This is a genomic window from Helicobacter kayseriensis, assembly GCF_021300655.1.
Taxonomy (GTDB): domain Bacteria; phylum Campylobacterota; class Campylobacteria; order Campylobacterales; family Helicobacteraceae; genus Helicobacter_G; species Helicobacter_G kayseriensis.
The window spans coordinates 151,226-177,315 of the sequence record NZ_JAJTNB010000002.1 but is presented as its reverse complement, the minus strand read 5'-3'; the positions used below and the strand labels follow the sequence as shown (position 1 = coordinate 177,315).

Below are 26,090 nucleotides of genomic sequence, written 5' to 3'. Positions count from 1 at the left end.
ATGGCTGAAATTAAAAAAGCAAATGGGCTCATTGACTGGTTAGATCAGCGCCTTGCCGTTAGAAGCCTTACAAAAGTCTTAATGACAGAATATTGGATTCCTAAAAATATTAATTTCTTGTGGGCGATGGGGGTTTTACTCCTTGTCTTATTTTCAATGCTTTTTATCTCTGGCTTATTTTTATTAATGTATTACAAGCCCGATGTTAATCTAGCCTTTGATAGTGTTAATTACACTATTATGACAGAAGTTGCCTATGGATGGCTATGGAGAAATATTCACGCAGTTAGTGCAAGCATGGTTTTCCTTATTATCTATATTCACATGTTTGTTGGAATCTATTATGGCTCTTACAAACAAGGACGAGAAATGATTTGGATCACAGGAATGCTTCTCTTTGTGCTCTTTTCTGCAGAAGCCTTTAGTGGCTATATGCTTCCATGGGGACAAATGAGCTATTGGGCAGCTGTTGTTATTACAAACCTCTTTGGAGGAATCCCTTTTATTGGACCCGATATTGTTGAATGGATTAGAGGAGACTATAGTGTTGCAGATGCGACATTGACAAGATTTTTTATGCTTCATGTTTGCTTGCTTCCAGTGCTTATTATGGCTGTTATTGCAATCCATTTCTATAGCTTACGAATCCCTCATGTCAATAATGCTGAAGGAGAAAAATTAGATTTTGAAGCTGAGGCTCAAAAATACCTTGAAGGCAAGAAAAAAGAATCAAAGGTTATTCCATTCTGGCCAGCATTCTTATCAAAAGACATCTTTGTCATCTTTGTGTTTTTAGCACTCTTCTTTTATCTTGCTTGCTTTAACTTCAACTTTGCACTCGATCCAATTAATTTTGATCCTGCAAACAACCTCAAAACACCTGCACACATTTACCCTGAATGGTATTTCTTGTGGAGTTATGAAGTATTGAGAGGATTTTTCTTTAGTAGCAGTTTTGGTCTTGCAATGTTTGGGCTTGCAAATGTGATTTTCTTCATTCTTCCATTCCTTGATCGTAGCCCCGTGGTAGCTCCAGCACACAAAAGACCTGCATTTTTTGCATGGTTTGCTGTTTTACTTATTGACATGATTGTCTTGACAATCTATGGAAAGCTTCCTCCAGAGGGAATCAATGTCTGGATTGGATGTATTGCCTCAAGTGTCTTTATTGCACTTTTTATTATTCTTCCACTAATTACAAAGAATGAAAAAGCAGGAGGAAATCAATAATGAAAGAAATTAAAATCCTAGCTATCCTAGCTGTTATTGTTGGTGTAATTTATTGGGGTGTTGAACCCTTGGCTCACTCCGTTTTCCATCCACCTAAAGCACCAGCGGATTATCAATTCTCTGATCTAAAAGACTTGCAAGTTTCTCTACAAGGAAATGCAGAGAAAGGAAAAACTTTGGTTGAAGAAAATTGTGCAGGTTGCCACAATACAAAAACACCAGAGAACGAACTTAAAGCAAGAAATGCAAATGGAGTGATGGGGCCAGATCTTGATACGATGGGATATCTTTACGCTCCAGAGTTCCTAAGCGCGTTTCTCAAAGATCCACTCAAAGCAACTCTCTTGCAAGAAAAACTCAAAGGAAAAGAGGATCTCTATCAAATGAGTGCTTTGGCGGGAAGCCTTGATGATCAACAAATTGCTGATATCATCGCCTATCTTACTTCAATTGCCCCCAAGACAATGGGAGATCGTGAAGTTTTTGTTGATGCCTGCTCAAGATGTCACGATATCAAATATGATGGGATTAATGGGGTGAAAGGAATCAAAGTGGCCACGCCTTCAAACTTCTTGCAAGAATATCTTGGAGCTCCTGCACCAGATCTTTCAACAATGTTCAGAAGCAAAGGAGAACATTATCTTGCACTCTTTATCAATGATCCACAAAAAATGCTTCCTGGGGCCTCTATGCCTCGTATCGGTCTTACAAAACAGGCAGAAGCGCAAGTAATTGCATACATGGAAAGCATTGCTGATGCCAAAAAACAAGAAAGAGAATCTCTTGGTGTCAAGATTATCCTCTTCTGTATTGTTATGGCCTTTATTGCCTACTTATGGAAAAGAAAAATCTGGAAAGATTTACACTAATCCCCTCCCCCTAGGAGGGAAGTCATACTTCCACTTATTAAAATTTCACTATTTTCTTTGCTTTGAACTCAATATAAGTTTCTATAAAAATACACAAATATAAAATACTATATCCTTTATTAAGCACCCCAAAAAACCACCTTAATCCACTCTTCTGTATTCATTAAATGCAGATCAAAAACATCAAAGAGACAAGACCAATCAAATCTAAAATCACAAATTATATGCACAAATACACCACTTAATCTTCTTGGTTAAATGGCAATAAAGAACATGAAAGTTTTTTAGGGATGGTTATTTTTGGATAAAGCTTAAATAAAATTTAAAGAAGTTTAAAAAGCTAGCTATTGACCTTAATAGGAAATTTAATCACAGAAAACTTGAGCCAACAAAAATAAGCATAAACAAAGAGAAAAATTCTCTTTGTTTCTAAGGTTGTCTTACTGTCCAAGAAGCTCAAGATTGATAACAATCTTCACCTCATCGCCAACAACAGTATTTGGAACTCCCGACCCAATGTTAAAATCTTTACGATTGATTTTTCCCTCAAGCTCAAGAGCAGTTACATTTTTTTTCGTCTTTGGATGCACAACAACATCGCTCATCTCGGCATCAAACACAACTTCCCTGCTCACGCTTCCAAAAGTAAGGATTCCATACAATTTATCTCCTTCTTGTTTTGTCATCTTAAAATAACCCTTTGGGTTTTTTTTGACATCAAAAAAATCTGGAGATTTTAGATGATCATCTCTTTTTTCATTGTCTGTATTAATAGAATCAACAGCAATCTCACCCTCAAAAAAGTTGATCTTCTTATTTGCAGGATCTAGATCAATTTTCCCATTAAAGTTTTTAAAATTTCCTCCAACAGTACTCACAAGAAGATGCTTAACCTTGAATCCTATATTGGAATGAGCTGCATCAATCTTGTATTCATCAGCCCCTAAATTTGCAGCTAGGATTAGTCCTGCCATCATTAAAACTTTTTTCATTATCTTTCCTTGCAATATTTTCTAAAAGAGGAAACCCTCTTTTAGATTGTAGGAACTATTCTTAAATAAAAAATTAATTCCCCTACTTTGCAAAACTAATCTTCTCAAGCATCTTAATGCGATGATGGCATTCCTGAATTCCTAAGACAAAAATTGTTTCGGCCATCCCAATCCCTCCCCCCTTCCCTAGAAGAGCCAAACGCAAGGGTTGTAAAAATTCTCCAGCTTTAAGTGAATACTGACTCATAAAGGCTTTGCTTTTCTCTTCAAGCTCACTCACACCTAATCCCTCTGTCAGTCCACCAATAAATTTCTTAAGATTCTCTATTATTTCTAAGCTCAAGCGTGATTGCATTTTCGCATCATAACTCTTTGGAGCCTCTAAAACTTCCCTCACACCATTGGCAAATGCTACAAGAGTATAATTCCTCTCCTTAAGCGCCTCAAAAAGCACCTCAAGTTTATCTCCCTCCATCTTCACCTCACAACCATATTCTTCAAGCATCATCCTAAGCTTTTGATTATCCATTTCGCGGATGTAGTGGTTATTGAGCCAATCAAGCTTAGATTGGTTGTAGCAACTTGCAGATTTATTCAGCTCATAAGGAGAGAAAAGTGCAAGCATCTCTTGCATACTAAAAATCTCTTGATCCCCGCTACTCCATCCAAGCCTTACAAGGAAATTAAGCAATGCTTCGGGCAAATATCCCATTTCTTTATATTCCATCACATCAGTTGCTCCATCACGCTTGCTTAATTTCTTCCCTTCAGGATTGAGAATCATTGGCACATGATAAAACTTAGGAATCTGAAAACCAAGTGCCTCATACACAACAATCTGCTTAGGAGTATTGGTCGTGTGATCATCTCCCCTAATAACATCAGTCACGCCCATTAATGCATCATCAATAGCCACGACAAAATTATAAGTTGGGGTTCCATCACTTCTTGCAATGATAAAATCATCCACTTCTTTTGCTGCAATCTCAATGCGTCCCTTTACGCCATCTTCAAACGCGATTACCCCCTCAAGTGGTGTTTTGATTCTCACCACAGGATCAATTCCATCAGGTGGAGTTCCCTTAAAATCTCTGTAGCGATTATCATATCTTGGAGGAAGTTTATTTGCTCTTTGTTCTTCTCTCAAAGCATCAAGCTCTTCTTTGGTCATATAGCAATAATACGCCTTCCCCTCATCTAAAAGTTGTTGGATATATTGTTTGTAAATTTCAAAACGTTGTGACTGATAAACCACATCTCCATCATAGCTCAGTCCTGTCCATTCAAATGCCTTAATAATAGCATCTGTAGCCTCTTGAGAATTTCTTTGCAAATCAGTATCTTCAATTCGAAGCAAAAATTTGCCTCCATTAGATTTGGCATACAAATAATTAAATAATGCTGTCCTTAGTCCTCCAATATGCAAATACCCTGTAGGAGAAGGTGCAAATCGTGTGATTACACTCATTTTAGATTCCTTAAGAAATAGATAATTTTAAGACAGCAATTTTATCCTTAAATATCATAAAATACACAATTTTGAAGTTTTCTAAGTTGGACAAAATCGATGCTAATTGCAGTTTTATTTCATATGGGAATCATTGCAGAATCTATGAGTGGCGCATTGGCTGCTGGACGCCACAAAATGGATCTTTTTGGTGTATTTTTTATCTCTTTTGCAACAGCTTTAGGAGGAGGAAGCATTCGGGATGTCTTATTCAATCACTACCCTCTTTTATGGGTGCAATCTCCACACTATATTTTGATTGTTCTAGTTTCTTCTTTGATTGCAACGCGTATTGCCTACTTCATCAATCGATTAGAGCGATTGTTTCTTACTTTTGATGCTATTGGATTGGCTGTTTTTAGCACGATAGGGGCAAAAATTGTGATTGGAATGGGATATGACCTTACTTTAGCAATGATTGGAGCAATGATTACAGGAAGTTTTGGGGGAATCTTACGAGATTTATTTTGCAATAGCATGCCTCTAATTTTCAGAAAAGAACTCTATGCATTTGTCGCAATGCTTTGCGGGGCAATCTATTGGTTTTCTTATCCCTTTTTGGGAGAAGAGCTTGCAACTTTATGTGCAATTGGAATTGGTTTTATTGTAAGAATGATTGCGATTAGGTATAAAATCTCACTTCCTACTTTCATTTTTGAAACCAAAGAAAAATCATAGGAAAAGCCATGACACTTGCTCTCAAATATCGCCCCACTCAATTTCAAGATTTGGTTGGACAACATAGCGTTTCTCAGACACTTTCGCTTGCCCTCAATCAAAATAAAATTTCCAATGCTTATCTTTTTAGTGGCTTAAGAGGAAGTGGGAAAACAAGTTCGGCTCGGATCTTTGCCCGCGCATTGCAATGCGATCAAGGGCCTACAAGCACACCTTGTGGAATCTGTGATAACTGCAAAGCTTCACTTGAAGGAAGGCATATTGATATTATCGAGCTTGATGCTGCATCAAATCGCAAAATCGATGATATTCGAGATCTTATTGAACAAACCAAATATAAACCTGGCTTTGGGCGTTATAAAATTTTTATCATCGATGAAGTTCATATGCTGACAAAAGAGGCTTTTAATGCTCTTTTAAAGACCCTAGAAGAACCTCCTTCTTTTGTCAAATTTATTCTTGCCACAACAGACCCTCTTTTGCTTCCTGCGACTATTCTTAGCCGAACTCAGCATTTTAGATTCAAAAAAATCCCTCATAAAAATGTCATCGAACACATTGCGCACATTTTGCAAAAAGAACAAATCCCTTATGAAGAAGAAGCGCTCAATATGATTGCGCGTAGCGGATCAGGAAGCCTTAGAGATACACTCACACTGCTTGAGCAAGCCATTATTTTTGGAGATAATCAAATCACGCTTAGTGGTGTAACAGATATGCTTGGCATCATCGATCCACAAATTCTAGAAAAATTTTTTGATGCTATTGTTACAAAAAATGAAGCTCAAGCAAATGAGCTTCTTAATCTTATGCAGGAATATGAGTGCGAAATGGTGCTTGATGAGATGCTCCTTTTTCTCAAAGAAAAAGCATTGACAAAAACTTTCAACACCACTTTACTCAATCGTTTTTTCTCTATCCTTGCTCAAAGTAAAACTCTCCTTTCGCTCAACAGTGATGGAGAGTTTGTTTTGATTTTGAGCCTCCTTAAAATGCAAGAAGCTACAAAACTTAGAGATATTCACACTCTTATTTCTTCTTTTGAGCAACACACTTTGCCTGAATTGCAAAACCATCCCACTACCCAAAGTCAAAATACTCCACCCCAAACAGAACAAACTCAGCCAAATACAGAAATACAAAGCTATACACAAGACTCATCATCCCCCCATCACCCCCCCTTTCAATCTCTTGTTGAAAGACTTTATGATAGGCACTATCATCTTGGAGAATGCTTTGAAAAAAATATTCAATTCATCGATTTTAAAGATTCTATTCTTCTTCTTAAGAGCATTGCAACCCTTCAAGAAGATAAAAATCTACTCAGAGAACAATTTCCTCTCATCAAAACATTTGTCCACCAAATCTTTGGAGAACAAACCCAAATCAAATTTCAGCAAGATTCTACTCACAATACATCTCATCTCTCGCCAAGCAATACACATCTTCCAGATTTATCTCACTCGCCAGAATCTAATCCATCTACGCCACCCAATCAAACCTCCCCTCAAATCCAACAAACCCAAGAAGAGCCCGCTAGCTCCTCTTCGCCCAATCCCCCAGCATCACCACAAACTTTTGCAATCAAACATCAAACACTTCTAGGCAATCTCAAAAAACATCTTCAAGTCGATTTAACGACCGCCAAAAGGATCTAAAGTGCAGATCTTTTCTTCCTTGCAACAAACAATTAATCATCTCATTCCCCTTCTTTCTCCCCACCACATTGTCTTATTACGCGGAGATTTAGCAAGCGGAAAAACAACCCTTATTCAAAACCTTGCTCAAAAAATCAACCTCTCCTTCCCAGTAACCTCCCCAACATTTGGGATCCAGAACATCTACTCATCTAGCTCGCTTACCCTTTTTCATTATGATTTGTATCGCAAATCACTCGCAGAATGTCTTGAATTAGGATTATTGGATATGCTTGATACTCAAGGATGGCATTTTGTTGAATGGGGAGATGAAACACTAGAAGGAATCCTAAAAGAAAGTGGTTTTGCTATGATTATTGTTACAATTGTCAAAAACGGAACAAATCGAACCTACAGGATATCTCAATGAACGTCTTAAAAGCCATTCATCTTAGCAAACAAATCAAAAAAACAAATATTGTCAATGATGTTTCTGTAGAGGTAAAAAGCGGTGAAGTTGTTGGACTTTTAGGACCTAATGGAGCAGGAAAAACAACGACTTTTTATATGATCTGTGGCCTTTTGAGACCCACAAGTGGCAATGTTTATCTTAACGATATAGAGATTTCTCATTATCCATTACATAAACGCTCCAATCTTGGCATTGGCTATCTCCCACAAGAATCAAGCATCTTCAAAGAGCTGAGCGTAGAAGAAAATCTAATGCTAAGTGCAGAAATTTCTATCAAAGACAAAAAAGAAAGACGGCATATGATTGAAGAGATGCTCAGTGCTTTTAATATCGAGCCTATTCGAGCTAGAAAAGGAGTTAGTTTAAGTGGAGGAGAAAGACGCAGAGTAGAAATTGCACGCGCTCTAGTCAAAAATCCAAAATTTGTTTTGCTAGATGAACCATTTGCGGGTGTTGATCCACTAGCTGTCATTGATATTCAAAAAATTATTGAAAAGCTTGTCTCTATGGATATTGGTGTCCTCATCACTGATCACAATGTGCGAGAAACTTTGGCAGTTTGTGATCAAGCCTATGTCATCAAAAGTGGAACACTTCTTACAAGTGGAAAGGCTAGCGAGATCTACAATGACGAACTGGTTCGCAAACATTATCTAGGCGAAAACTTCAAAGCATGAAAACAGGCCTAAGGCTCAACCAAAGCACAAAAACAAAACTCTCCACAACACTTAAAAATTGGCTTCCCATCCTTCAAAGCTCCAATGAGGAACTTGAGGAAACACTCAATGAGATGATTAAAGACAACCCTTATGCAGAAGTCAAAAATCATTCAATGCAAACTTTTACACATCAAAATGCACAAAATAAGATTCCCAAAAAAAGCAAAGGTGCTCCGGAAGGATTTGAAAATTTTTGCTTTTATGAGGAGAGTCTTTATCAAATCCTGCAAGATCAAATTGCACCCCCTTTATTTCCCACACCCCTCTCCCAAGAAATTGCACAAGAAATCATTGAGAATCTTAATCAAGAGGGATACTTTGAGGGTGATTTGGAAAAAATTGCACAAAATCACTTTTGTTCTTCTTGTGAGGTAGAAAAAATTCGCAAACGCTTTGCTTATCTTGAACCCTACGGAATTGGCGCACTAGATTGCTTTGAATCATTTCATTTTCAACTACAGCAAAGCGAACTCAATGGAGATGCTTATACATTGGCAGATGAAATTTTGCAAGATCTCAATAATCACTTTAAATACAAAAACCATCCCCTCTATCTTCAAGTAATGCAAACCATCAAAAGCTTCAAAAACCCTCCAGCTATTGACTTTCTAGCCCAAGAACAATATATCAAGCCCGATTTATTTGTCTACTTTGATGAAGGAAAGATTGAAGTCAAACTCAATGATTTTGCCTCTCCCAGTATTGAAATTGACTCCTCTATCCAACTTATGGCATCTAAAAACATTCAAGAGCAATTCATCAAAACCAAACTCAAAGAGGCTCGATTGCTTGTTGATGCTCTTGAAATGAGAAAAGCAACACTGCAAAAGATTGGCTTAATGATTGTGGAATATCAATATGACTTTTTTCATGGAGGCGAAATCAAACCCATGAAACTAAAAGATTTAGCCGATGAGTTTGGACATGCGCCAAGCACCATATCAAGAGCGATCTCGAACAAATACTTAGAATGCGATCGAGGAATCTTTCCTATCAAAAGTTTTTTTTCTACTGCACTTGATGAAGATATCAGCAATAGCGCGATCAAAGATTTTATTTTGGATCTTATTAAAAATGAAAATCGCAAAAAACCTCTCAGTGATTCTAAAATTCTAGAACTGATTGAAGCGAAATTTGGCATCAAAATCGTGCGAAGAACAATCACAAAATACAGACAAAAACTCAATATTGCAAGCTCAAGTGAGCGCAAAAAGTTATATGAGATGAGCCTATGAAACTCATTGATCTTTTGCAAACTTCCAATCAAACCCTCATAGAATCGACACTACAAAAACGCTTTTCTCAAAATCTCACTTTTTTTTCCTCTATCAATCCAAAACTTTATGAAAAGCTTCTGCTCCCTCCCCAAAACTACAATCTCTTTTTTGATCAAGAAGGCATCAATCTCATTCATCTTCCCAATCATTCTTTTGTTTATCCCAAGACCAATCACCAACATTTATTTTTGCAAACTCACCTAGATCTTGCACACTCCCCTTTGCAAAATCCCAAATGGCTTCTTTCGCACAACCATCTCTATCTACAAAAAATGGATACAAATCGTTTCCCAATCACAGGAGAAGTCATCAATCAAATGATTGATTCTCTAGATCAGCTTGGAGGAGTTGGACACTTTCACCTTCCCTCATCATTTTTGCCAAATACTTGTATCTATGGGGCTTTAGGGGGGCTATTTCTTCAAATTCTAATTGATGAGGGAGTATTTTTTCATTCTCTTTTGTGGTTTGAAGAAGAAATTGATTTCTTTCGTATTGCCCTATTTTTTGTAGATTTCCCACTTCTTTTTGAAAGATGTGCCAAACGCTCTTGCTATCTCTTCGTGCAAGATCTCATCAGTCGTCATCTCATCAAACAATATTTTCAATCTCACAAAATCACAAACAATTTTTTACGACTTGAGCTTTCTCTTTATTCCTCTCCAAAGATTGAAAATGCCAAGCAAATCGTGCATGAAATGCATGCAAAAAATTCTCGCGGTTGGGGAAGTTTTGAAGATGAAGTCATTGGACTTAAAAACACACTTCACAATCTCGCCTCACCTCCCCCCATCCTATCTGCCCCTAGGCGAATTGATATTCCCATATGTGTGGTTGGCAATGGCTCAAGTCTCAATAGCTTCATTCCTTTTATTCAAAAAAACCAAGATAAAATGATTATTTTTAGTTGTGGAACCGCACTTAAAGTGCTCAAAAATCATCATATTCGACCAGATTTTCAAATTGAAATTGAACGCATTGACTATCTTTATGATGTCCTCAAAGATGCCCCATTGGATGACACTCCACTAATTGCAGGGAATATGATCAACCCATCTGCCCTTGCCCTAGCAAAAGAAAAGTTTCTCTTTATGCGAGGAGGAAGCGCAAGCGCATATTTAATCCGCTCTTTTATTCTTGAGCTTAGCTCACCTTTTGTAGGAAATGCTGGAGTTGCACTTGCCTGCGCATTAGGAAGCGATGTGATTTTATGTGGATTGGATTGCGGATACATTGAAGGACAAAGCAAACATGCCAAGGGCAGTTTTTATGGAGAGGAGACAACAGAGATTCCAAGAGATGCTTTTGAAGTCCAAGGGAATCAAAACAAAAAAGTTTATTCCACTTCTATTTTTTCTCTCTCATCAGAGATGATGAGTTTAGCAATCAACCACTTTAAACCCAATCATGTTCTCAATCTCGGAGATGGAGCCTACATTCAAGGAAGTAGAAGCATAAAAGTTGAGGAATTTGAACTTAAACCCAAAAATAAAACTCAGGCAATTGATTTATTAAAACAATGCTTTTCTAAGCCCTCTACACAATTTGATAAAAAAGAATTTATCAACCAATGTCAGACCTTTATTGATCGGCTTAAAGAAATGCTTCAAGTCTCAATTCATAGTAAAGAAGAACTTTTCACCCTTATTGATTCTATTTATTATTTTTGTCTATCTCAAAGCGCATCCAATCCTAGTATCGGAACCCTTTTTGAAGGAAGCGTCTCACATATTTTGCATAGCCTAATGCTCTGTGCACTTCACTATCCACACAATCTCATCACTCCACTTTATGCACAATGTCTTGATTTGATTCTTATTGCACTTGATAAATACAAACTTAAATTAAGGCTTATTCTTTAAAAAGACTAAGGAAGCTATTCTAAGGTAAAAAAAAGGGGGGGGGAGCAAGGAGTGGGAATTTATCCCTTTCTTTGCTCTGTAATTTCTTTTGCAATATTTGAAGGAACTTCACCATAATGATCAAATTCCATTGTATAAGTACCGCGCCCCTGAGTTGCTGATCGAAGATCTGTAGAGTAGCCAAACATCTCAGCCAAAGGAACAAAGGCATTGACAATCTTTAATCCCATACGATCATCCATTGAGTTAATTTGTCCTCTTCTTCGATTGAGATCCCCAATCACATCACCCATATATTCCTCAGGAACCTCTACTTCTACTTTCATCATTGGTTCAAGCAATACAGGATTTGCTTTGCGGCACGCATCTTTAAATGCCATAGATCCTGCGATCTTAAATGCCATTTCCGAACTATCCACATCGTGATAGCTTCCATCAAACAATGTAATTTTAAAATCAACGACAGGATAGCCAGCCAATACACCATTTTGCATAGCCTCTTGAATCCCTTTATCAACAGCAGGAATATATTCTTTTGGAATCACCCCACCAGAGATCTCATTGACAAATTCATATCCACTTCCAGCCTCTTTGGGTTCAAGCTTAATAAAGACGTGTCCGTATTGTCCACGACCACCAGATTGCTTAGCATATTTGCATTCTTGCTCTACAGAACTTCTAATTGTTTCACGGAACGCAACTTGAGGTTGTCCAATCTCTGCTTCAACCTTAAATTCACGCTTCAAACGATCGACAATAATTTCAAGATGCAACTCACCCATTCCACCAATCAGAGTCTGACCAGTTTCTTCTTGAGTACTTACTCTAAAGCTGGGATCTTCTTCAGCAAGCTTTCCAAGAGCTACTGCCATTTTTTCTTGATCTGCTTTTGTCTTTGGCTCAACAGCAATATGAATTACAGGCTCTGGGAACTCCATTCTTTCCAAGATTACAGGATCTTTTTCAGAACAAAGTGTATCTCCAGTTAGCGTATCCTTCAAGCCAACAAATGCGCAAATTTCTCCCGCATAAACTTCTTTAATATCTTCTCTTTTATTTGAATGCATTTTAAGAAGACGTCCAACTCTTTCTTTCTTGCCTTTAGTTGAGTTGAGTACATAGCTTCCAGATTCAAGCATTCCTCGATAAACACGCACAAAAGTCAATTGTCCCACAAATGGATCTGTCATGATTTTGAAAGCAAGACCAGCAAACTCTCCATTATCCCCAGATTGAACACTAATTTCTTCTTCAGTTTTTGGATCAATACCTTTAATATCAGCAACTTCTGTTGGAGCAGGCAAGAAATCAATCACTGCATCAAGCAATGTTTGAACACCTTTATTTTTAAAAGAAGATCCACAAAGCATTGGAACAAGATTCATACTCAAGCATCCAGCTTTAATCCCTTTCTTGATTTCCTCAACACTCAATTCTTCTCCACCAAGATATTTTTCCATCAAAGCTTCATCTTGCTCTGCAGCAGCTTCTACAAGTTTCTCTCGATACTCATTAGCTTTATCGACCAAATCTGCGGGGATTTCTTCAATATCGTATTTTGCCCCCATTGTTTCATCATTCCAAACAATTGCTTTCATCGCAATAAGATCAACAACACCCTTAAAGCTATCTTCTGCCCCGATTGGGATGTTGATTGGCACAGGATTGGCCTTAAGTCTTGCTTTAATTTGCTCTTCTACATTATAGAAGTTAGCTCCTATCCTATCCATTTTGTTAACAAAAACCATGCGTGGAACACCATATTTATTAGCTTGTCTCCAGACTGTTTCACTCTGAGGCTGAACTCCACCTACAGAACAAAACACAGCAACAGCTCCGTCCAAAACCCTCATAGAACGCTCAACTTCAATTGTAAAATCTACGTGTCCAGGAGTATCAATCAGGTTGATTTGGCAATCCTTCCAAAAACATGTTGTTGCAGCTGAAGTAATTGTAATTCCTCTTTCTTTTTCTTGCTCCATCCAATCCATTGTCGCAGCACCATCATGGACTTCACCAATCTTATGGCTTACACCTGTATAAAACAAAATTCTTTCAGAAGTTGTTGTTTTACCTGCATCAATGTGTGCAGCAATACCAATATTTCTAATTCGATTTAAAGGGGTTTTTCTTGCCATTTGTTGTCCTTATTTATGAGTTTATTAGAAGATAAACATCTCCCAAAATTGGGAAATGTAAAAATACAAAATTATTACCAGCGATAGTGAGCAAAGGCTTTGTTAGCTTCAGCCATTTTATGAACATCTTCTCGTTTTTTAAATGCTGCACCTCTATCATTGGCTGCATCAATAAGCTCATTTGCCAAACGATCAATCATTGTTCTCTCATTTCTCTTTCTTGTTGCTTCCAAAATCCAACGAATAGAAAGAGATTGTTGTCTTGCGGGGCGCACTTCAACCGGGACTTGATAAGTCGCTCCCCCAACTCTTCGACTTCTAACTTCTACAAGAGGCTTAACTTTTTCAAGGGCTTTTTCAAAAGTCTCAATTCCCTTTTCTCCACTTTTTTCTTCAATCTTGTTAAATGCTGCATAAATAATTTTTTCAGCAACACTTTTCTTTCCGTCATACATCATTTTGTTGATGAATTTTGTCACAACCTTGTTTCCATAAACTGGATCACCCAAAACCTCTCTAACTGGAGCTTTTCTTCTTCTCATTCACACCTTCCTTTATTTTTTATCTGCTTTTGCTTTTTTTGCACCATATTTACTGCGTGATACAGTTCTCTTTGCAACACCAGCTGTATCTAGAGCCCCTCTAATAATGTGATATTTTACACCTGGCAAGTCCTTCACCCTTCCCCCTCTAACCAAAACAATAGAGTGCTCTTGCAAGTTATGACCCTCACCAGGAATATAGCTAATCACTTCGACCTTGCTTGTTAATTTTACTTTTGCAACTTTTCTCAAAGCTGAGTTTGGTTTTTTAGGAGTTGTAGTATATACACGAGTACAAACTCCTCTTCTTTGAGGACACTCCATTAACGCTGGAGATTTTGTCTTCTTGACAACTTTTTTTCTTTCTTTTCTAATCAATTGATTTATCGTAGGCACTTTTTTTCCTTTTTGCAAAAATTAAATCAAAAAATGCGAAAATTTTACAATATTTTTCGCATTTTTTCTACTTTCCCCTAATTGATCTGATACCTAAATTTCATATTTTTATACAGTCCTGTTCCAACAGGAATCATTCTTCCAAGAACAACATTCTCTTTAAGGTCCTCTAAGCGATCTGTTTTTGCCGCGATAGAGGCCTCTGTAAGAACTTTTGTTGTTTCTTGGAAAGAAGCAGCAGAGATAATACTGTCACTTCCTACAGCTGCTCTTGTGATTCCAAGAAGCACAGATTCAGCAATCGCTGGAGAACCTCCAAGTCTTTGAATCCGCTCATTCTCTTCCTTAAAGTGACGCTTACTTACCAAATCCCCTTCAATAAACTTAGTATCGCCACTATCAACAATTTTGACTTGACGCAACATTTGAGACACAATAATCTCAATATGCTTATCAGCAATACTCACCCCTTGTCTTCGATACACTTGTTGTACTTCACTGATAATGTATTTATGAAGTTCTTTCTCTCCACTGATTCTTAAAATATCGTGACTTGAAATTACTCCATCTGTCATTGCTTCTCCAGCATGAATGAATTCATTTTGATGGACTAAGATTTTCTTATTTTTGTCAATCAAGTATTCACATACACGCCCATCCTCTGCTGTAACAATGATTTTTTCTTTTCCTCTTACAGGCTTTCCAAAACTAATCACACCATCAAGCTCAGAAAGAACCGCCATATCTTTTGGCTTTCTTGCTTCAAAGAGTTCTGAAACTCGAGGTAGACCCCCTGTAATGTCTTTAGATTTTGCAAGGGCCTTAGGCGTTTTGGCAATAATATCAGCAACATTGACATGCATCTCATCAGCAACCATAATGGAACTCTTAGCCTCCAAACGGTAGCTCACCCTTTCTCCATTTTGATCTTCAATGACAATTGCAGGTTTATACACACTTGAGAAGTACTCATTGACAACCAATGAAGTCTGTCCTGTTGTTTCATCTACTTGTTCAGCCACAGTGATTCCAGGAATAATATCTTCATAGCTTACTCTACCCGAAATTTCTGCAATCACTGGAGTACTGTATGGATCCCACATTGCAATCACAGGTTGAGCAACTGATGCTTGTGTAATTAATTCATTTTGCGCCACTTTATCCCCATCTGCAACCACAATGTTTGAGCCTTTTGCAATATAGTGTCTTGAAACTTCTCGATCATTTTCATCTACTATGACGGCAAAGACTCCATCATTTTCGACTTGATCTTTGGCTTTAAACTGCACTCTTTGCAATGAATCTACCTCAAGCTTATAGTAATGCACGGCTCCTGAAGTTTGCGCATAAATATTTTGAGCAATCGAAACTCCTTCTTTGATCAATAGCTCACTTCCATAAGGAATCCTATTTGGAACATTCCATCCATCTTTGATGATATCAACAATGCTATCACCCTCTTGAATATTTGCATCATGCTCATAAGGAAGGTAAATTTTTCCTTCAATTTTTCCACTGATACCGGCAAGCTCATTGGGCTTAACCAAATCATCTTTTCTCAATGTAAAGCGCGCTTGCTCTTTCTTAGAGATCACGCTCACAATGACTTCATCATGAGCAATTTCGATGCCAATCTTTCCATCAAATGGCGCAAAGATTTTTGGCTCAACAATCAAGATTGATGCATTTCTGCGATTTGCAATAATCTCTTTTCCTTCTTTATTAGTAAAGGTCTTAATATTGTAATAGCGAATATAACCTTCACTTGTTGCCACAACCTGTCTTTCTTCTGCGCTTCTTGAGGCTGTTCCACCGATATGGAATGTTCTTAGAGTAAGCTGTGTTCCAGGCTCACCGATTGATTGAGCAGCAAGAACCCCTACGGCCTCTCCAGGTTTAACCATTTTTCCTTCACCCAAATTGAGTCCATAGCATTTTGCACAGATTCCTCGTTCAGCTTTACAAGTCACAGGGGTACGGATAATGACAGATTTAAGCCCAATTTCTTTGATTTTTTGAGCCATTTCTTCATCAATCATTGTACCTTCGCTAACAACCACTTCATTTGTAATTGGATCAATTGCATCCTTAGCCAAAACACGACCATAGATTCGCTCTTCCATTGGCTCAATCATTTCGCTTCCAACAGTAATATCAGTGATTTCAACACCCTCATGTGTTCCACAATCCTCCATCACAACCTTAACATTTTGCGAAACGTCAATCAGTTTTCTTGTCAAATAACCAGCATTTGCTGTTTTTAAAGCGGTATCAGCTAGACCTTTTCTCGCACCGTGAGTTGATGTAAAGTACTCCAATACATTCAATCCCTCTTTAAAGTTTGAGACAATAGGTGTTTCAATGATTGTTCCATCAGGCTTTGCCATCAATCCACGCATTGCCGAAAGCTGACGAATCTGAGCAGCACTTCCTCTCGCTCCAGAGTCAGCCATCATATAAATTGAATTAAAGCCTCCCTTATCATTTTCAACAAGATTCATCATCTCCTTACTCATATTATTATTGGTTTCTGTCCAAATATCAATAATTTTGTTATAGCGTTCTTGCTCAGTAAGAAGTCCAGATTCAAATTGAGCTTGAATTTCTTTGACTTTTGCTTTTGCAGCATCAATCACAGATTGCTTACTTTCAGGAACAATGATATCTGCAGCAGAAATTGAGACACCAGCTTTTGTTGCATATTTAAATCCTAGATCTTTTAAGCTATCCAAGAAGGTGGCACTAATTCCGATTCCGCCTTCCTTATAGACATAATCAATCAATGCACCAATATCTTTTTTCTTCATCACTCTATTCCACAAATGAACAGGCACAAAATCAGGCAATACAGACTTGAGAATCATTCTCCCTGCTGTTGTTTGAATCATCTTTTGATTGCAAGAGACACGAATATTGGCATTAATATCAAGATCTCCCACCTCTAAGGCCATCATAATCTCATTGATTCCGCTATAGAGTTTATGCTCACCTTTTACTTTTTCCTTGCTCAATGAGAGATAATAAAGCCCCAAAACCATATCTTGGCTAGGCACAGCTACTGCTTTTCCACTTGCAGGAAGCAAAATATTCATCGAGCTTAGCATCAAAACCTTACACTCAGTAATAGCTTCTTGCGAAAGAGGGACATGGACAGCCATCTGATCCCCATCAAAATCTGCGTTGAAAGCAGAACAAACAAGAGGATGCAACTGAATTGCCTTTCCATCAATCAGTTTAGGATGGAAAGCTTGAATTGATTGCTTATGAAGTGTTGGCGCACGATTGAGCAATACAGGATAACCCTCAACAACTTCTTGCAAGCATTCCCAAACTTCATTACTTTTTTGCTCAATAATTTTTTTGGCTTGCTTTAATGTTGTTGCATAGCCTTTTTCTTCAAGCTTAGCAAGTAAGTGAGGTTTAAAGAGCTCAAGAGCCATATTTTTAGGCAATCCACACTGATCCATTCGAAGATTTGGACCAACAACAATAACGCTTCTTCCTGAGAAATCCACACGCTTTCCAAGAAGATTCTGACGGAATCGCCCTTGCTTTCCTTTGATAATTTCAGAGAGTGATTTTAATGGCCGCTTATTGGCACCCTTCACTGCATTTGCATTGCGTCCATTATCAAAAAGAGCATCAACTGCTTCTTGGAGCATTCTTTTCTCATTGCGGATAATGATCTCTGGTGCATCTAGCTCCATCAACCTCTTAAGACGTTGATTTCGGTTGATCACCTTACGATACAAGTCATTCACATCACTTACGGCAAACTTACCTCCATCTAATGCAACCAATGGTCTCAAATCTGGTGGAAGAACTGGCAAGACACTGAGTATCATCCACTCTGGGCGATTTCCTGAAGCTACAAAACTTTCAACTACTTTAAGACGCTTAATAATTGTCTTCTTCTTAGCTTCTGAATTTGTGCTTTTGACCTCTTCTTTCAAGCTAGCCAAAAGTGCAACCAAATCAAGCCCCTCAAGCAAGTCCCTAACTGCCTCTCCTCCCATTTGAGCAACAAACCCTGTCATTTCAAAGCGTTGATTAATACTTTGGAATTGTTCTTCATTCAAAACATCATATTTCATTACAGGCTTTGTTTTTTCATTATCATAGTAAGCCTCACCTGCTTCCTTAACAATGTAAGCCTCATAATAAAGCACTCTTTCTAAATCTTTAACTTTCACCCCTAAAAGCGTTCCAATTCGGCTTGGCAATGAACTCACATACCAAATATGAGCCACAGGACTCACAAGCTCAATATGCCCCATTCTTGAACGTCTCACTTTTGCACTTGTTACTTCAACACCACACTTCTCACAAACAATGCCTTTATAGCGCATCTTCTTGTATTTGCCACACAAACACTCATAATCACGCACAGGTCCAAAAATCTTTGTACAGAATAACCCGTCTCTTTCTGGCTTAAGTGTTCGATAATTGATTGTCTCTGGCTTTTTAACCTCGCCATTTGACCAAGAAAGAATCTTCTCTGGACTTGCCAATACAAGCTGGAAGGCATTGAAATCTTTTGGACGACTATCTTCTTTGATTGTCAAAAGTTGAGGATTGCCATCTTCATCTTTTTCATCGCTATAAACATTAACATCAAGCCCCAAAGATTGCAATTCTTTTGATAAAACATAAAAGGTTTCTGGGATTTCAGATTCACCGATAGGCTCTCCACGCGTAATAGCTTTATATGCACGCACCCTTCCCTCTGTATCATCAGATTTAATGGTTAGCATTTCTTTAAGTGTGTGAGCTGCCCCATAAGCCTCTAAAGCCCAAACTTCCATTTCTCCAAATCTTTGTCCTCCAAATAGCGCCTTTCCTCCCACAGGTTGTTGCGTCACAAGAGAATAAGGTCCTGTGCTTCTTGCATGCACTTTTTCATCCACAAGATGGTGGAGTTTGAGCATATACATATACCCCACATTAACACGCTCTCTAATCTTTTCTCCTGTTTTTCCATCATAAAGATCACATTTTCCATCAGAAGCAATTTGGGCCATATCAAAGAGCTTGTCAAACTTTTCTTGCTCAATTCCTTCAAACACAGGAATAGCAAATTTAACACCTCGACTCCAATCTTTTGCATAAGCTAATAGCTCATCTTGAGTAAGTTGATCAACCCATTTTCTTACCTCTGAACTCTTAGGTGTTACAAGCTCAGCAACTTCAATAATCTTTTGTTTGACTGCCTCAAGCCAATCTCCAGTTTGTTGTTGCATCATCGCCTCAATTTGTTTTCCAAGATTCTTACCAACAAGCCCTAGATGCACTTCCAAGATTTGTCCGATATTCATACGGCTTGGAACCCCTAGAGGATTAAGAACAATATCTACAGCCTCTCCATCAGCAGTATAAGGCATATCTACTGAAGGCACAATATTTGAAACGATCCCCTTATTTCCATGGCGACCAGCCATTTTATCCCCAACCTTAAGCTTTCTTTTTGTTGCGATATAGATCTTAACAAGCTTAACCACTCCGCTAGGAAGAATGTCATCTTTTTCCAAAATCGCAAGTTTTTCTTCATGTTCTTCGCCAAGAGTCTTCTTCTGCTCCAAGAAATTATTCTTGATTTGTTCATATTGAGCCTGAACCTCTTCAGAATAGCTCTTGATAAGAGTATTTAGTGCAAAACGATTGATGTTTGCAATCTCTTCTTTAGAGATGCTCTCACCTTTTTGGTAGGTCTTCTCTCCAATTTTTGCATTTGCAATCAATTTTTCTTTTGCCAAAATTGAAGTGATTCTTAGCATTTCTTCTTTATTAAGCATTGTTAAGCGATCATGATGATCAACATCTAAAATAGCTTTTTCTTCTTCGTATGCACTGATGGCTCGTGCATCCTTTTCATATCCCTTCTTAGTGAAAATCTTAACATCAACAACAGTCCCCTCTAAAGACGGAGGACAATAAAGAGATTTATTGACAACATGCCCAGCTTTCTCTCCAAAAATTGCTCTCAAAAGTCTTTCTTCTGGAGTTGGCTTCACTTCTCCCTTTGGAGAAACTTTTCCAACAAGAATCATCCCCGAACTAACATATGTTCCAATCTTAACAATTCCACTTTCATCAAGATGTGCAATCTCTTCGCTTCTCACACCAGGAATATCAGCTGTAATTTCTTCTGCGCCGTGCTTGAGTTCTCTTGCTTCAATTTCTTTTTCATAAATATGAATTGAAGTAAAGGCATCATCTTTAATGAGTTTTTCATTGACAACAATCGCATCCTCAAAGTTATAACCATTCCATGGCATAAAAGCAACACGCACATTTTGTCCAAGAGCCAATTCCCCACTATCCATGCTTGGACCATCTGCAATCACTTGTCCTACTTCAACCTTTTCTCCCACTTTTACAATTGGATATTGAGAAAAACTTGTATTTTGATTGGTTCGAAGATTCTTCTGCAAAGCATAATGATCAATAAAGGCTCCATTTTCATCTTCACCCAATACATAAATATTTCTAGAATCAACACGTTCAATGATTCCGGCACGCTTAGCCTTTATGGCCTCCCAAGAATCTCTTGCAATTACTTTTTCAATCCCTGTTCCCACCATTGGAGCGTCCGGCTTAAGCAATGGAACTGCCTGACGCTGCATGTTTGATCCCATCAATGCTCTGTTTGCATCATCGTGCTCCAAAAACGGAATCAAGGATGCAGCAACGCCAACAAGCATTCTTGGGCTAAGATCAATCAAATCTACCTTATTCTTTTCGCTCAGAATAATCTCTCCATCTTTTCTGACTTCAATCAGATCCTCAACAATACGCCCACTCTCATCCACTTTTGTACTTGCAGGAGCAATAACAAGACCCTCTTCTTGAGTTGCAGTCAAATAAATAATCTCATCACTCACAACTCCCTGATTGACCTTCTTATAAGGAGCTTCAATAAAGCCTAATGTATTGACACGCGTAAATGTTGAGAGAGTGTTGATTAGTCCGATATTTTGACCTTCTGGAGTTTCAATTGGGCAGATTCTTCCATAATGGGTTGGATGCACATCTCTTGCCTCAAAACCAACACGCTCTTTAACAAGCCCACCCTCTCCAAGAGCAGAAAGCCTTCTTTTGTGCGTTACTTCTGATAATGGGTTGGTTTGATCCATAAATTGTGAGAGTTGGCCACCTGTAAAGAACTCCATAATTGTGCTTGTAATCATTTTAGAGTTAATCAAATCATGAGGCATAATTGTTTCAAACTGCCCACTCATAGTAGTGAGCTTATCGCGAATCGCTTTTTGCATTTTCACAAGCCCTACATGAAGCTCATTAGCCAAAAGCTCTCCAATAGACCGAATTCTTCGATTTCCCAAATGATCACGATCATCAATGCGCCCTTGACCATTTTTGACCTTAATGAGATATTTCACACTCTCAAAAATATCCTCATGCGTCAAGACAGTCACATAGTCAGGAACCTTAAGACCGAGTTTATGATTCATTTTCATACGCCCAACTCGTGTCAAATCATATTTTTCTGGATCAAAGAAAAGTTGTCGTACAAATGCCTTAGCAACTTCTTTAGTAACAGGCTCTCCAGGACGCATAACCTTATAGATTCTGATTGCAGCCAAATCATTTTCATCATCAATTTTTTCTGTTTGCTTTAAGAGCTTAAGAGATTCTGCATCGGCGAAGAAAGAGTTGATAATTGATTTATCCGAACCACTTGCCAAATCATTGGCAATCTGAAATTCTGTAATGCCTAATTCTTGAATTTTTTTCAATTTCATTTCGTCCAGTTGCGTTAGAGAATCAAAAAGCACTTCTCCACTTTGTGCATCTACAATTGGCTCAGACAAAAAGCGATTTAAAAGAATTTCAACAGGATATTCAATCCACTTCAATCCCTCATCTTGAAGTTGTTTTGCCTTTTTTGTTCCAAGTCGCTTATTGGCCTGAACAAGCACATTTCCTTTTTCATCCTTGAGATCAAATTCTAAACGACCATCAAAATTGCTTGGATTAAATAAAGTCAGATACTTTCCATTTTTTTGCTTGATAACAAGATTAGAGTAGAACATTTTAAGAATATCTTGTTTGTCATATCCCATTGCTCTAAAAATAATTGTTACAGGAACTTTACGTCTTTTGTTAATTCTGGCAAACAAAATATCCTTTGCATCATATTCAAAATACAGCCAAGATCCTCGATCTGGAATAATTTGTCCAGTATAAATAAGCTTATTGGAAGCTGTATTGGATTCTTCTTCTTTAAAAATTACACCTGGACTTCGATAAAGCTGATTTACAACAACTCTTTCAACCCCATTAATAATAAAAGATGTTCGATCAGTCATTAAAGGAATCTCGCGAATAAAGATGCTTTGTTCTTTGACATCTTTAATTCCGATTTTTTCACCCGTTTTTTCATCCTTATCCCAAAGAACAAGTCTTACCTTCATCTTTAGAGGAATGGAATATGTAATCCCTCGCACCATGGCTTCTGTAGCTGTATATTTTGGCTTACCAAGTTCACAACCCAAATATTCCAAAGTAATACGATTTTGAGCATCTTGAATTGGGAAAATAGATCGAAAGACTTTTTCAATTCCACTTTCACAATCTGGGTTAGTTGATAGGAATGAATCATAACTTCCTCGTTGCAAAAGTAATAAATTGGGGACTTCTAGGCTTTGTGGATTTTGTGTAAAATCAACGCGTAATCTATTTTTTAAATCATTTTTCATTGGCATTACTGAATCCTCGAATTAAGATTTGAAGAGTAAGTACTCTGAATAAAGTTCCAAAAAAGAACCTTAATAAGAAAACCTACATTAATAAATACAAAAATGCCCCTAGAAAAATCTAAGGGCATTTTCAACTTAAAGAAAATCTGTTTTGATTGAAACTTATTTGATCTCAACCTTAGCACCAGCTTCTTCAAGCTTCTTTTTCATTGCTTCAGCATCATCTTTGCTCGCTCCCTCTTTAATTGTATAAGGAGTTTGCTCAACTGCTTCTTTAGCTTCTTTGAGACCAAGTCCAGTAAGCTCTCTTACTGCCTTGATTGCATTGATTTTGTTAGAACCACCATCAACCAAAATTACATTAAATTCTGTTTTTTCTTCTGCTCCAGCAGCAGCACCTGCTGCAACACCAGCTCCTGCAACAACAGTAGGAGCAGCACTAACCCCAAATTTCTCTTCAAAATCTTTTACAAGTTCTGAAAGCTCCAAAACAGATAAACCACCAATGTACTCTAATACATCCTCTTTTGTAATTGCCATTTTTATCTCCTTTATTGTTCTTCTTTTTGTTTTCTTAAATTATCCATACCTGTTACAAAGTATCTTGCTGGTGCAGTCCATACAGAAAGCAACATACCAATAAGCTCATCTCTACTTGGAAGCTTAGAAATAGACTCGATATGCGCAACATCAACAACTTCTTTATCAAAGTATCCAAATTTCAATGAAAAATTATCTTTGTGATCTTGTGCAAACTTACACAAAATCTTAGAAAGAATGATTTGATCATCTCCCCAAATGAAGATATTTGTATCCTTGAGCTCTTGCTCTGGTAACTCTACTGCATTCATAGCAATTTTTGCCAATGTATTTTTAACAATTTGAACCTTAACTCCAGCAACTCTAGCATTATTTCTTAATTGTTCAAGCTGCTTAACTTTAAGACCCTTGTAATCACATACAACAATTGCAGAAGAAGCAGAAAACTCAGCCTTAAGAGACTCAACGACTTCAAGCTTTTCTTGTTTGGTCATTTTTTCCTCCTTTCAGACTTAAGGACATATATTGGAAATTAAGCCACAAGGACACCAATAGTCTTAGTCTAAGATAAAATTATTTAACTTCTAAAAGTTCTTGAGAATCAATTCTCACAGCAGGACTCATTGTAAGAGACAATGAACTATTGCGAATATATCTTCCCTTGGCACTTGCTGGCTTTAAACGATTCACTGCTCGCACAAATTCAAGCATATTTTCTTTAATCTTTTGTGTTTCAAAGCTGGCTTTGCCAATAGGAGCATGAATATTACCCTTTTTATCCACTCTAAAATTAACTTGACCTCCCTTTGCATTGCCAACAGCCTTTGCAATTTCAAGAGTTACAGTCCCTGTTTTTGGATTAGGCATCAATCCTTTAGGTCCAAGAATTCTTCCAACCTTTCCTACTAAAGCCATCATATCTGGAGTAGCAATTACCATATCAAAATTGGTATTGCCATTTTTGATTTCTTCAGCCAAATCCTCATCACCAACAATATCTGCACCTGCTTCGCGAGCTTCATCAGCCTTGATTCCCTTAGCAAATACAGCAACCCTTACTGTTCTTCCTGTTCCATGTGGGAGAACTACTGCCCCACGAATCATTTGATCAGCATGCCTTGGATCAACACCTAATCTTAAAGCAATCTCTACAGTTTCATCAAATTTAGTAGAGGCCAATCCTTTAAGAACAGATACTCCAGAATCTATATCATAAGTTTTAGAAACATCAACTTTCTCATTTAAATTTCTCAAACGCTTCGATACTTTTTTTGCCATTTACTCCAACCTTCCTAATCTATGATTTCAACACCCATGCTTCTTGCACTTCCAGCGACAATTTTTTTTGCTGCTTCAATATCCGAAGTATTAAGATCTTCCATTTTTGTTTTTGCAATTTCTTCAAGCTGACCAAGAGTTAATTGTCCAACCTTGTTTTTCAATGGATTATCTGATCCCTTTTGAAGTTTGATTGCCTTCTTAATCAAATCGGTAACAGGCGGTTTCTTTGTTACAAATGTAAAGCTTTTGTCTTGATAGACAGTAATGATAACAGGGATATTAAAGTCTCCCATATCTTTTGTTTTCTCATTAAAAGCTTTACAAAATTCCATAATATTTACACCTCTTTGTCCTAGAGCTGGACCAACAGGAGGAGAAGGATTTGCCTTTCCAGCAGGAATTTGCAACTTAAGTTCGCCAATAATTTTTTTTGCCATTTTTACTCCTTTCTCTAAATAGATTTACAAAATTAAATAATTTTTTCAACTTGGGAATACAGAATCTCTACAGGCGTATTTCGACCAAAAATAGAAACATTTAGCTTCAATTTTTCATGTTCCATATCATATTCTTCAACAATTCCCGTAAAGTTTGCAAAAGGCCCCTCAACAATTCGCACCACTTCTCCAGAATCAAAAAAGATTTTGGGTTTTGGAGCAGCCCTATTCTCAACCTTCTCTAGAATATTCTTAATGTCAGACTCCATTAAAGGTGTAGGCTTTTTACTTTCTCCAATAAAGCGTCCAACACGAGGCAAAGATTGTATCATATGCCATAAACTTGTATCGAGCTCATCAACTTGAATAAAAACATATCCAGGATACAAGCTGCGCTCTACTACCCTTTTCTTACTATTCTTCATTTCAATAATATCTTCTGTTGGAACGACAATATCCTTGAGTCGATCTTGCATATGACATTCACGAAAAAGATTCTGAATAGCTCTTTTTACAGATTGTTCACTTCCTGAGTAAGTTTGTATAGCATACCAATCCAAGCTACACCTCTCTATTTAAGTAAATTCTACAAAATGCTTGACATAGAACTTGACAAAATCAAATCTACCAAGGCCAAAAAAAGAGTTATTACACTTACAACAACAACAACTGCAATGAAAGAAATCTTCAACTGTTGCTTTGTAGGAAAAATAACCTTCCATAATTCCTCTTTAGCACTTCGATAATAATTTGTTATTTTTTTGATCATTTCTAATATCTCATTCTTTTTATTCAT

General features: G+C 37.5%; 20 protein-coding genes. 8 read left to right on the top strand and 12 right to left on the bottom strand.

Going from position 1 to position 26,090, the window contains the following annotated elements; genetic code table 11:
• Together LW137_RS02925 and LW137_RS02920 are read left to right on the top strand one after the other, a co-directional pair.
• A complete protein-coding gene (locus tag LW137_RS02925) occupies positions 1–1,230 on the top strand; it encodes a cytochrome b (protein ID WP_233033008.1) in 1,230 nt (409 codons plus the stop codon).
• A complete protein-coding gene (locus LW137_RS02920) occupies positions 1,230–2,099 on the top strand; it encodes a c-type cytochrome (RefSeq protein ID WP_233033006.1) in 870 nt (289 codons plus the stop codon). The genes LW137_RS02925 and LW137_RS02920 overlap by 1 nt, the downstream gene beginning before the upstream one ends.
• Positions 2,100–2,539: 440 nt before the next feature.
• On the opposite strand, the gene LW137_RS02915 is transcribed toward LW137_RS02920, so the two are convergent.
• A complete protein-coding gene (locus LW137_RS02915; protein ID WP_233033004.1) occupies positions 2,540–3,091 on the bottom strand; it encodes a YceI family protein in 552 nt (183 codons plus the stop codon).
• 82 nt (positions 3,092–3,173) lie between these two features.
• Positions 3,174–4,559 (bottom strand): glutamate--tRNA ligase, encoded by a 1,386-nt coding sequence (gene gltX, locus LW137_RS02910; RefSeq protein WP_233033002.1) that lies wholly within the window; start codon positions 4,557–4,559, stop codon positions 3,174–3,176.
• Between the two features lie 99 nt (positions 4,560–4,658).
• Here gltX and LW137_RS02905 point away from each other — a divergent pair, with 99 nt between their 5' ends.
• The 6 genes from LW137_RS02905 to LW137_RS02880 are packed head-to-tail and all read left to right on the top strand — an operon-like array spanning position 4,659 to position 11,243.
• Positions 4,659–5,276 carry a trimeric intracellular cation channel family protein gene (locus LW137_RS02905; RefSeq protein WP_233033001.1) on the top strand — a complete coding sequence of 206 codons (618 nt, stop codon included), beginning with the start codon at positions 4,659–4,661 and terminating at the stop codon, positions 5,274–5,276.
• Between the two features lie 8 nt (positions 5,277–5,284).
• Positions 5,285–6,934, top strand: a complete 1,650-nt coding sequence (locus LW137_RS02900; protein WP_233032999.1) for a DNA polymerase III subunit gamma/tau — start codon at positions 5,285–5,287, stop codon at positions 6,932–6,934.
• Between the two features lies 1 nt (position 6,935).
• On the top strand, positions 6,936–7,343 hold the full coding sequence (tsaE, locus tag LW137_RS02895) for a tRNA (adenosine(37)-N6)-threonylcarbamoyltransferase complex ATPase subunit type 1 TsaE (protein ID WP_233032997.1): 408 nt from the start codon (positions 6,936–6,938) through the stop codon (positions 7,341–7,343).
• The gene (gene lptB / locus LW137_RS02890; RefSeq protein WP_233032995.1) at positions 7,340–8,062 is read left to right on the top strand and encodes an LPS export ABC transporter ATP-binding protein; all 723 of its coding nucleotides are present in this window, start codon (positions 7,340–7,342) and stop codon (positions 8,060–8,062) included. Before tsaE ends, lptB begins: the two co-directional genes overlap by 4 nt.
• Positions 8,059–9,339, top strand: a complete 1,281-nt coding sequence (locus LW137_RS02885) for an RNA polymerase factor sigma-54 (protein ID WP_233032993.1) — start codon at positions 8,059–8,061, stop codon at positions 9,337–9,339. The genes lptB and LW137_RS02885 overlap by 4 nt, the downstream gene beginning before the upstream one ends.
• A complete protein-coding gene (locus LW137_RS02880) occupies positions 9,336–11,243 on the top strand; it encodes a motility associated factor glycosyltransferase family protein (RefSeq protein ID WP_233032991.1) in 1,908 nt (635 codons plus the stop codon). Before LW137_RS02885 ends, LW137_RS02880 begins: the two co-directional genes overlap by 4 nt.
• Before the next feature lie 59 nt (positions 11,244–11,302).
• Here LW137_RS02880 and fusA read toward each other — a convergent pair whose 3' ends face one another.
• From fusA to secE, 10 genes are all read right to left on the bottom strand, one after another.
• Positions 11,303–13,381, bottom strand: a complete 2,079-nt coding sequence (gene fusA, locus LW137_RS02875; protein ID WP_233032989.1) for an elongation factor G — start codon at positions 13,379–13,381, stop codon at positions 11,303–11,305.
• A 74-nt stretch (positions 13,382–13,455) separates the two neighbouring features.
• Entirely contained in the window at positions 13,456–13,923 is a 468-nt protein-coding gene (gene rpsG / locus LW137_RS02870) for a 30S ribosomal protein S7 (RefSeq protein WP_233032987.1), read from the bottom strand.
• A 12-nt stretch (positions 13,924–13,935) separates the two neighbouring features.
• Complete coding sequence (gene rpsL / locus LW137_RS02865; protein ID WP_027326825.1) at positions 13,936–14,319, bottom strand: 30S ribosomal protein S12; 384 nt, start codon at positions 14,317–14,319, stop codon at positions 13,936–13,938.
• Positions 14,320–14,396: 77 nt separating this feature from the next.
• On the bottom strand, positions 14,397–23,042 hold the full coding sequence (locus LW137_RS02860; RefSeq protein WP_233032985.1) for a DNA-directed RNA polymerase subunit beta/beta': 8,646 nt from the start codon (positions 23,040–23,042) through the stop codon (positions 14,397–14,399).
• Positions 23,043–23,198: 156 nt separating this feature from the next.
• Complete coding sequence (gene rplL / locus LW137_RS02855; RefSeq protein ID WP_233032983.1) at positions 23,199–23,576, bottom strand: 50S ribosomal protein L7/L12; 378 nt, start codon at positions 23,574–23,576, stop codon at positions 23,199–23,201.
• An 11-nt stretch (positions 23,577–23,587) separates the two neighbouring features.
• Positions 23,588–24,070 carry a 50S ribosomal protein L10 gene (gene rplJ, locus LW137_RS02850; RefSeq protein ID WP_233032981.1) on the bottom strand — a complete coding sequence of 161 codons (483 nt, stop codon included), beginning with the start codon at positions 24,068–24,070 and terminating at the stop codon, positions 23,588–23,590.
• 79 nt (positions 24,071–24,149) lie between these two features.
• The gene (gene rplA / locus LW137_RS02845; RefSeq protein ID WP_233032979.1) at positions 24,150–24,854 is read right to left on the bottom strand and encodes a 50S ribosomal protein L1; all 705 of its coding nucleotides are present in this window, start codon (positions 24,852–24,854) and stop codon (positions 24,150–24,152) included.
• Positions 24,855–24,868: 14 nt separating this feature from the next.
• On the bottom strand, positions 24,869–25,294 hold the full coding sequence (gene rplK, locus LW137_RS02840; protein ID WP_233032977.1) for a 50S ribosomal protein L11: 426 nt from the start codon (positions 25,292–25,294) through the stop codon (positions 24,869–24,871).
• A gap of 32 nt (positions 25,295–25,326) precedes the next feature.
• Positions 25,327–25,854, bottom strand: coding sequence for a transcription termination/antitermination protein NusG (gene nusG / locus LW137_RS02835; protein WP_233032975.1), 528 nt, complete (start codon positions 25,852–25,854; stop codon positions 25,327–25,329).
• A 26-nt stretch (positions 25,855–25,880) separates the two neighbouring features.
• Positions 25,881–26,063, bottom strand: coding sequence for a preprotein translocase subunit SecE (gene secE, locus LW137_RS02830; protein WP_233033160.1), 183 nt, complete (start codon positions 26,061–26,063; stop codon positions 25,881–25,883).
• Positions 26,064–26,090 lie beyond the last annotated feature (27 nt).

Excerpts from the sequence above, each read along its gene's own strand:
- LW137_RS02915 (WP_233033004.1), bottom strand. The coding sequence starts at position 3,091 with ATGAAAAAAGTTTTAATGATGGCAGGACTAATCCTAGCTGCAAATTTA.
- LW137_RS02905 (WP_233033001.1), top strand. The coding sequence starts at position 4,659 with ATGCTAATTGCAGTTTTATTTCATATGGGAATCATTGCAGAATCTATG.
- LW137_RS02885 (WP_233032993.1), top strand. The coding sequence starts at position 8,059 with ATGAAAACAGGCCTAAGGCTCAACCAAAGCACAAAAACAAAACTCTCC.
- gltX (WP_233033002.1), bottom strand. The coding sequence starts at position 4,559 with ATGAGTGTAATCACACGATTTGCACCTTCTCCTACAGGGTATTTGCAT.
- rplJ (WP_233032981.1), bottom strand. The coding sequence starts at position 24,070 with ATGACCAAACAAGAAAAGCTTGAAGTCGTTGAGTCTCTTAAGGCTGAG.
- rplL (WP_233032983.1), bottom strand. The coding sequence starts at position 23,576 with ATGGCAATTACAAAAGAGGATGTATTAGAGTACATTGGTGGTTTATCT.
- lptB (WP_233032995.1), top strand. The coding sequence starts at position 7,340 with ATGAACGTCTTAAAAGCCATTCATCTTAGCAAACAAATCAAAAAAACA.
- secE (WP_233033160.1), bottom strand. The coding sequence starts at position 26,063 with ATGATCAAAAAAATAACAAATTATTATCGAAGTGCTAAAGAGGAATTA.
- rpsG (WP_233032987.1), bottom strand. The coding sequence starts at position 13,923 with ATGAGAAGAAGAAAAGCTCCAGTTAGAGAGGTTTTGGGTGATCCAGTT.
- fusA (WP_233032989.1), bottom strand. The coding sequence starts at position 13,381 with ATGGCAAGAAAAACCCCTTTAAATCGAATTAGAAATATTGGTATTGCT.
- LW137_RS02925 (WP_233033008.1), top strand. The coding sequence starts at position 1 with ATGGCTGAAATTAAAAAAGCAAATGGGCTCATTGACTGGTTAGATCAG.
- LW137_RS02920 (WP_233033006.1), top strand. The coding sequence starts at position 1,230 with ATGAAAGAAATTAAAATCCTAGCTATCCTAGCTGTTATTGTTGGTGTA.
- LW137_RS02900 (WP_233032999.1), top strand. The coding sequence starts at position 5,285 with ATGACACTTGCTCTCAAATATCGCCCCACTCAATTTCAAGATTTGGTT.
- rplA (WP_233032979.1), bottom strand. The coding sequence starts at position 24,854 with ATGGCAAAAAAAGTATCGAAGCGTTTGAGAAATTTAAATGAGAAAGTT.
- LW137_RS02880 (WP_233032991.1), top strand. The coding sequence starts at position 9,336 with ATGAAACTCATTGATCTTTTGCAAACTTCCAATCAAACCCTCATAGAA.
- rplK (WP_233032977.1), bottom strand. The coding sequence starts at position 25,294 with ATGGCAAAAAAAATTATTGGCGAACTTAAGTTGCAAATTCCTGCTGGA.
- LW137_RS02860 (WP_233032985.1), bottom strand. The coding sequence starts at position 23,042 with ATGCCAATGAAAAATGATTTAAAAAATAGATTACGCGTTGATTTTACA.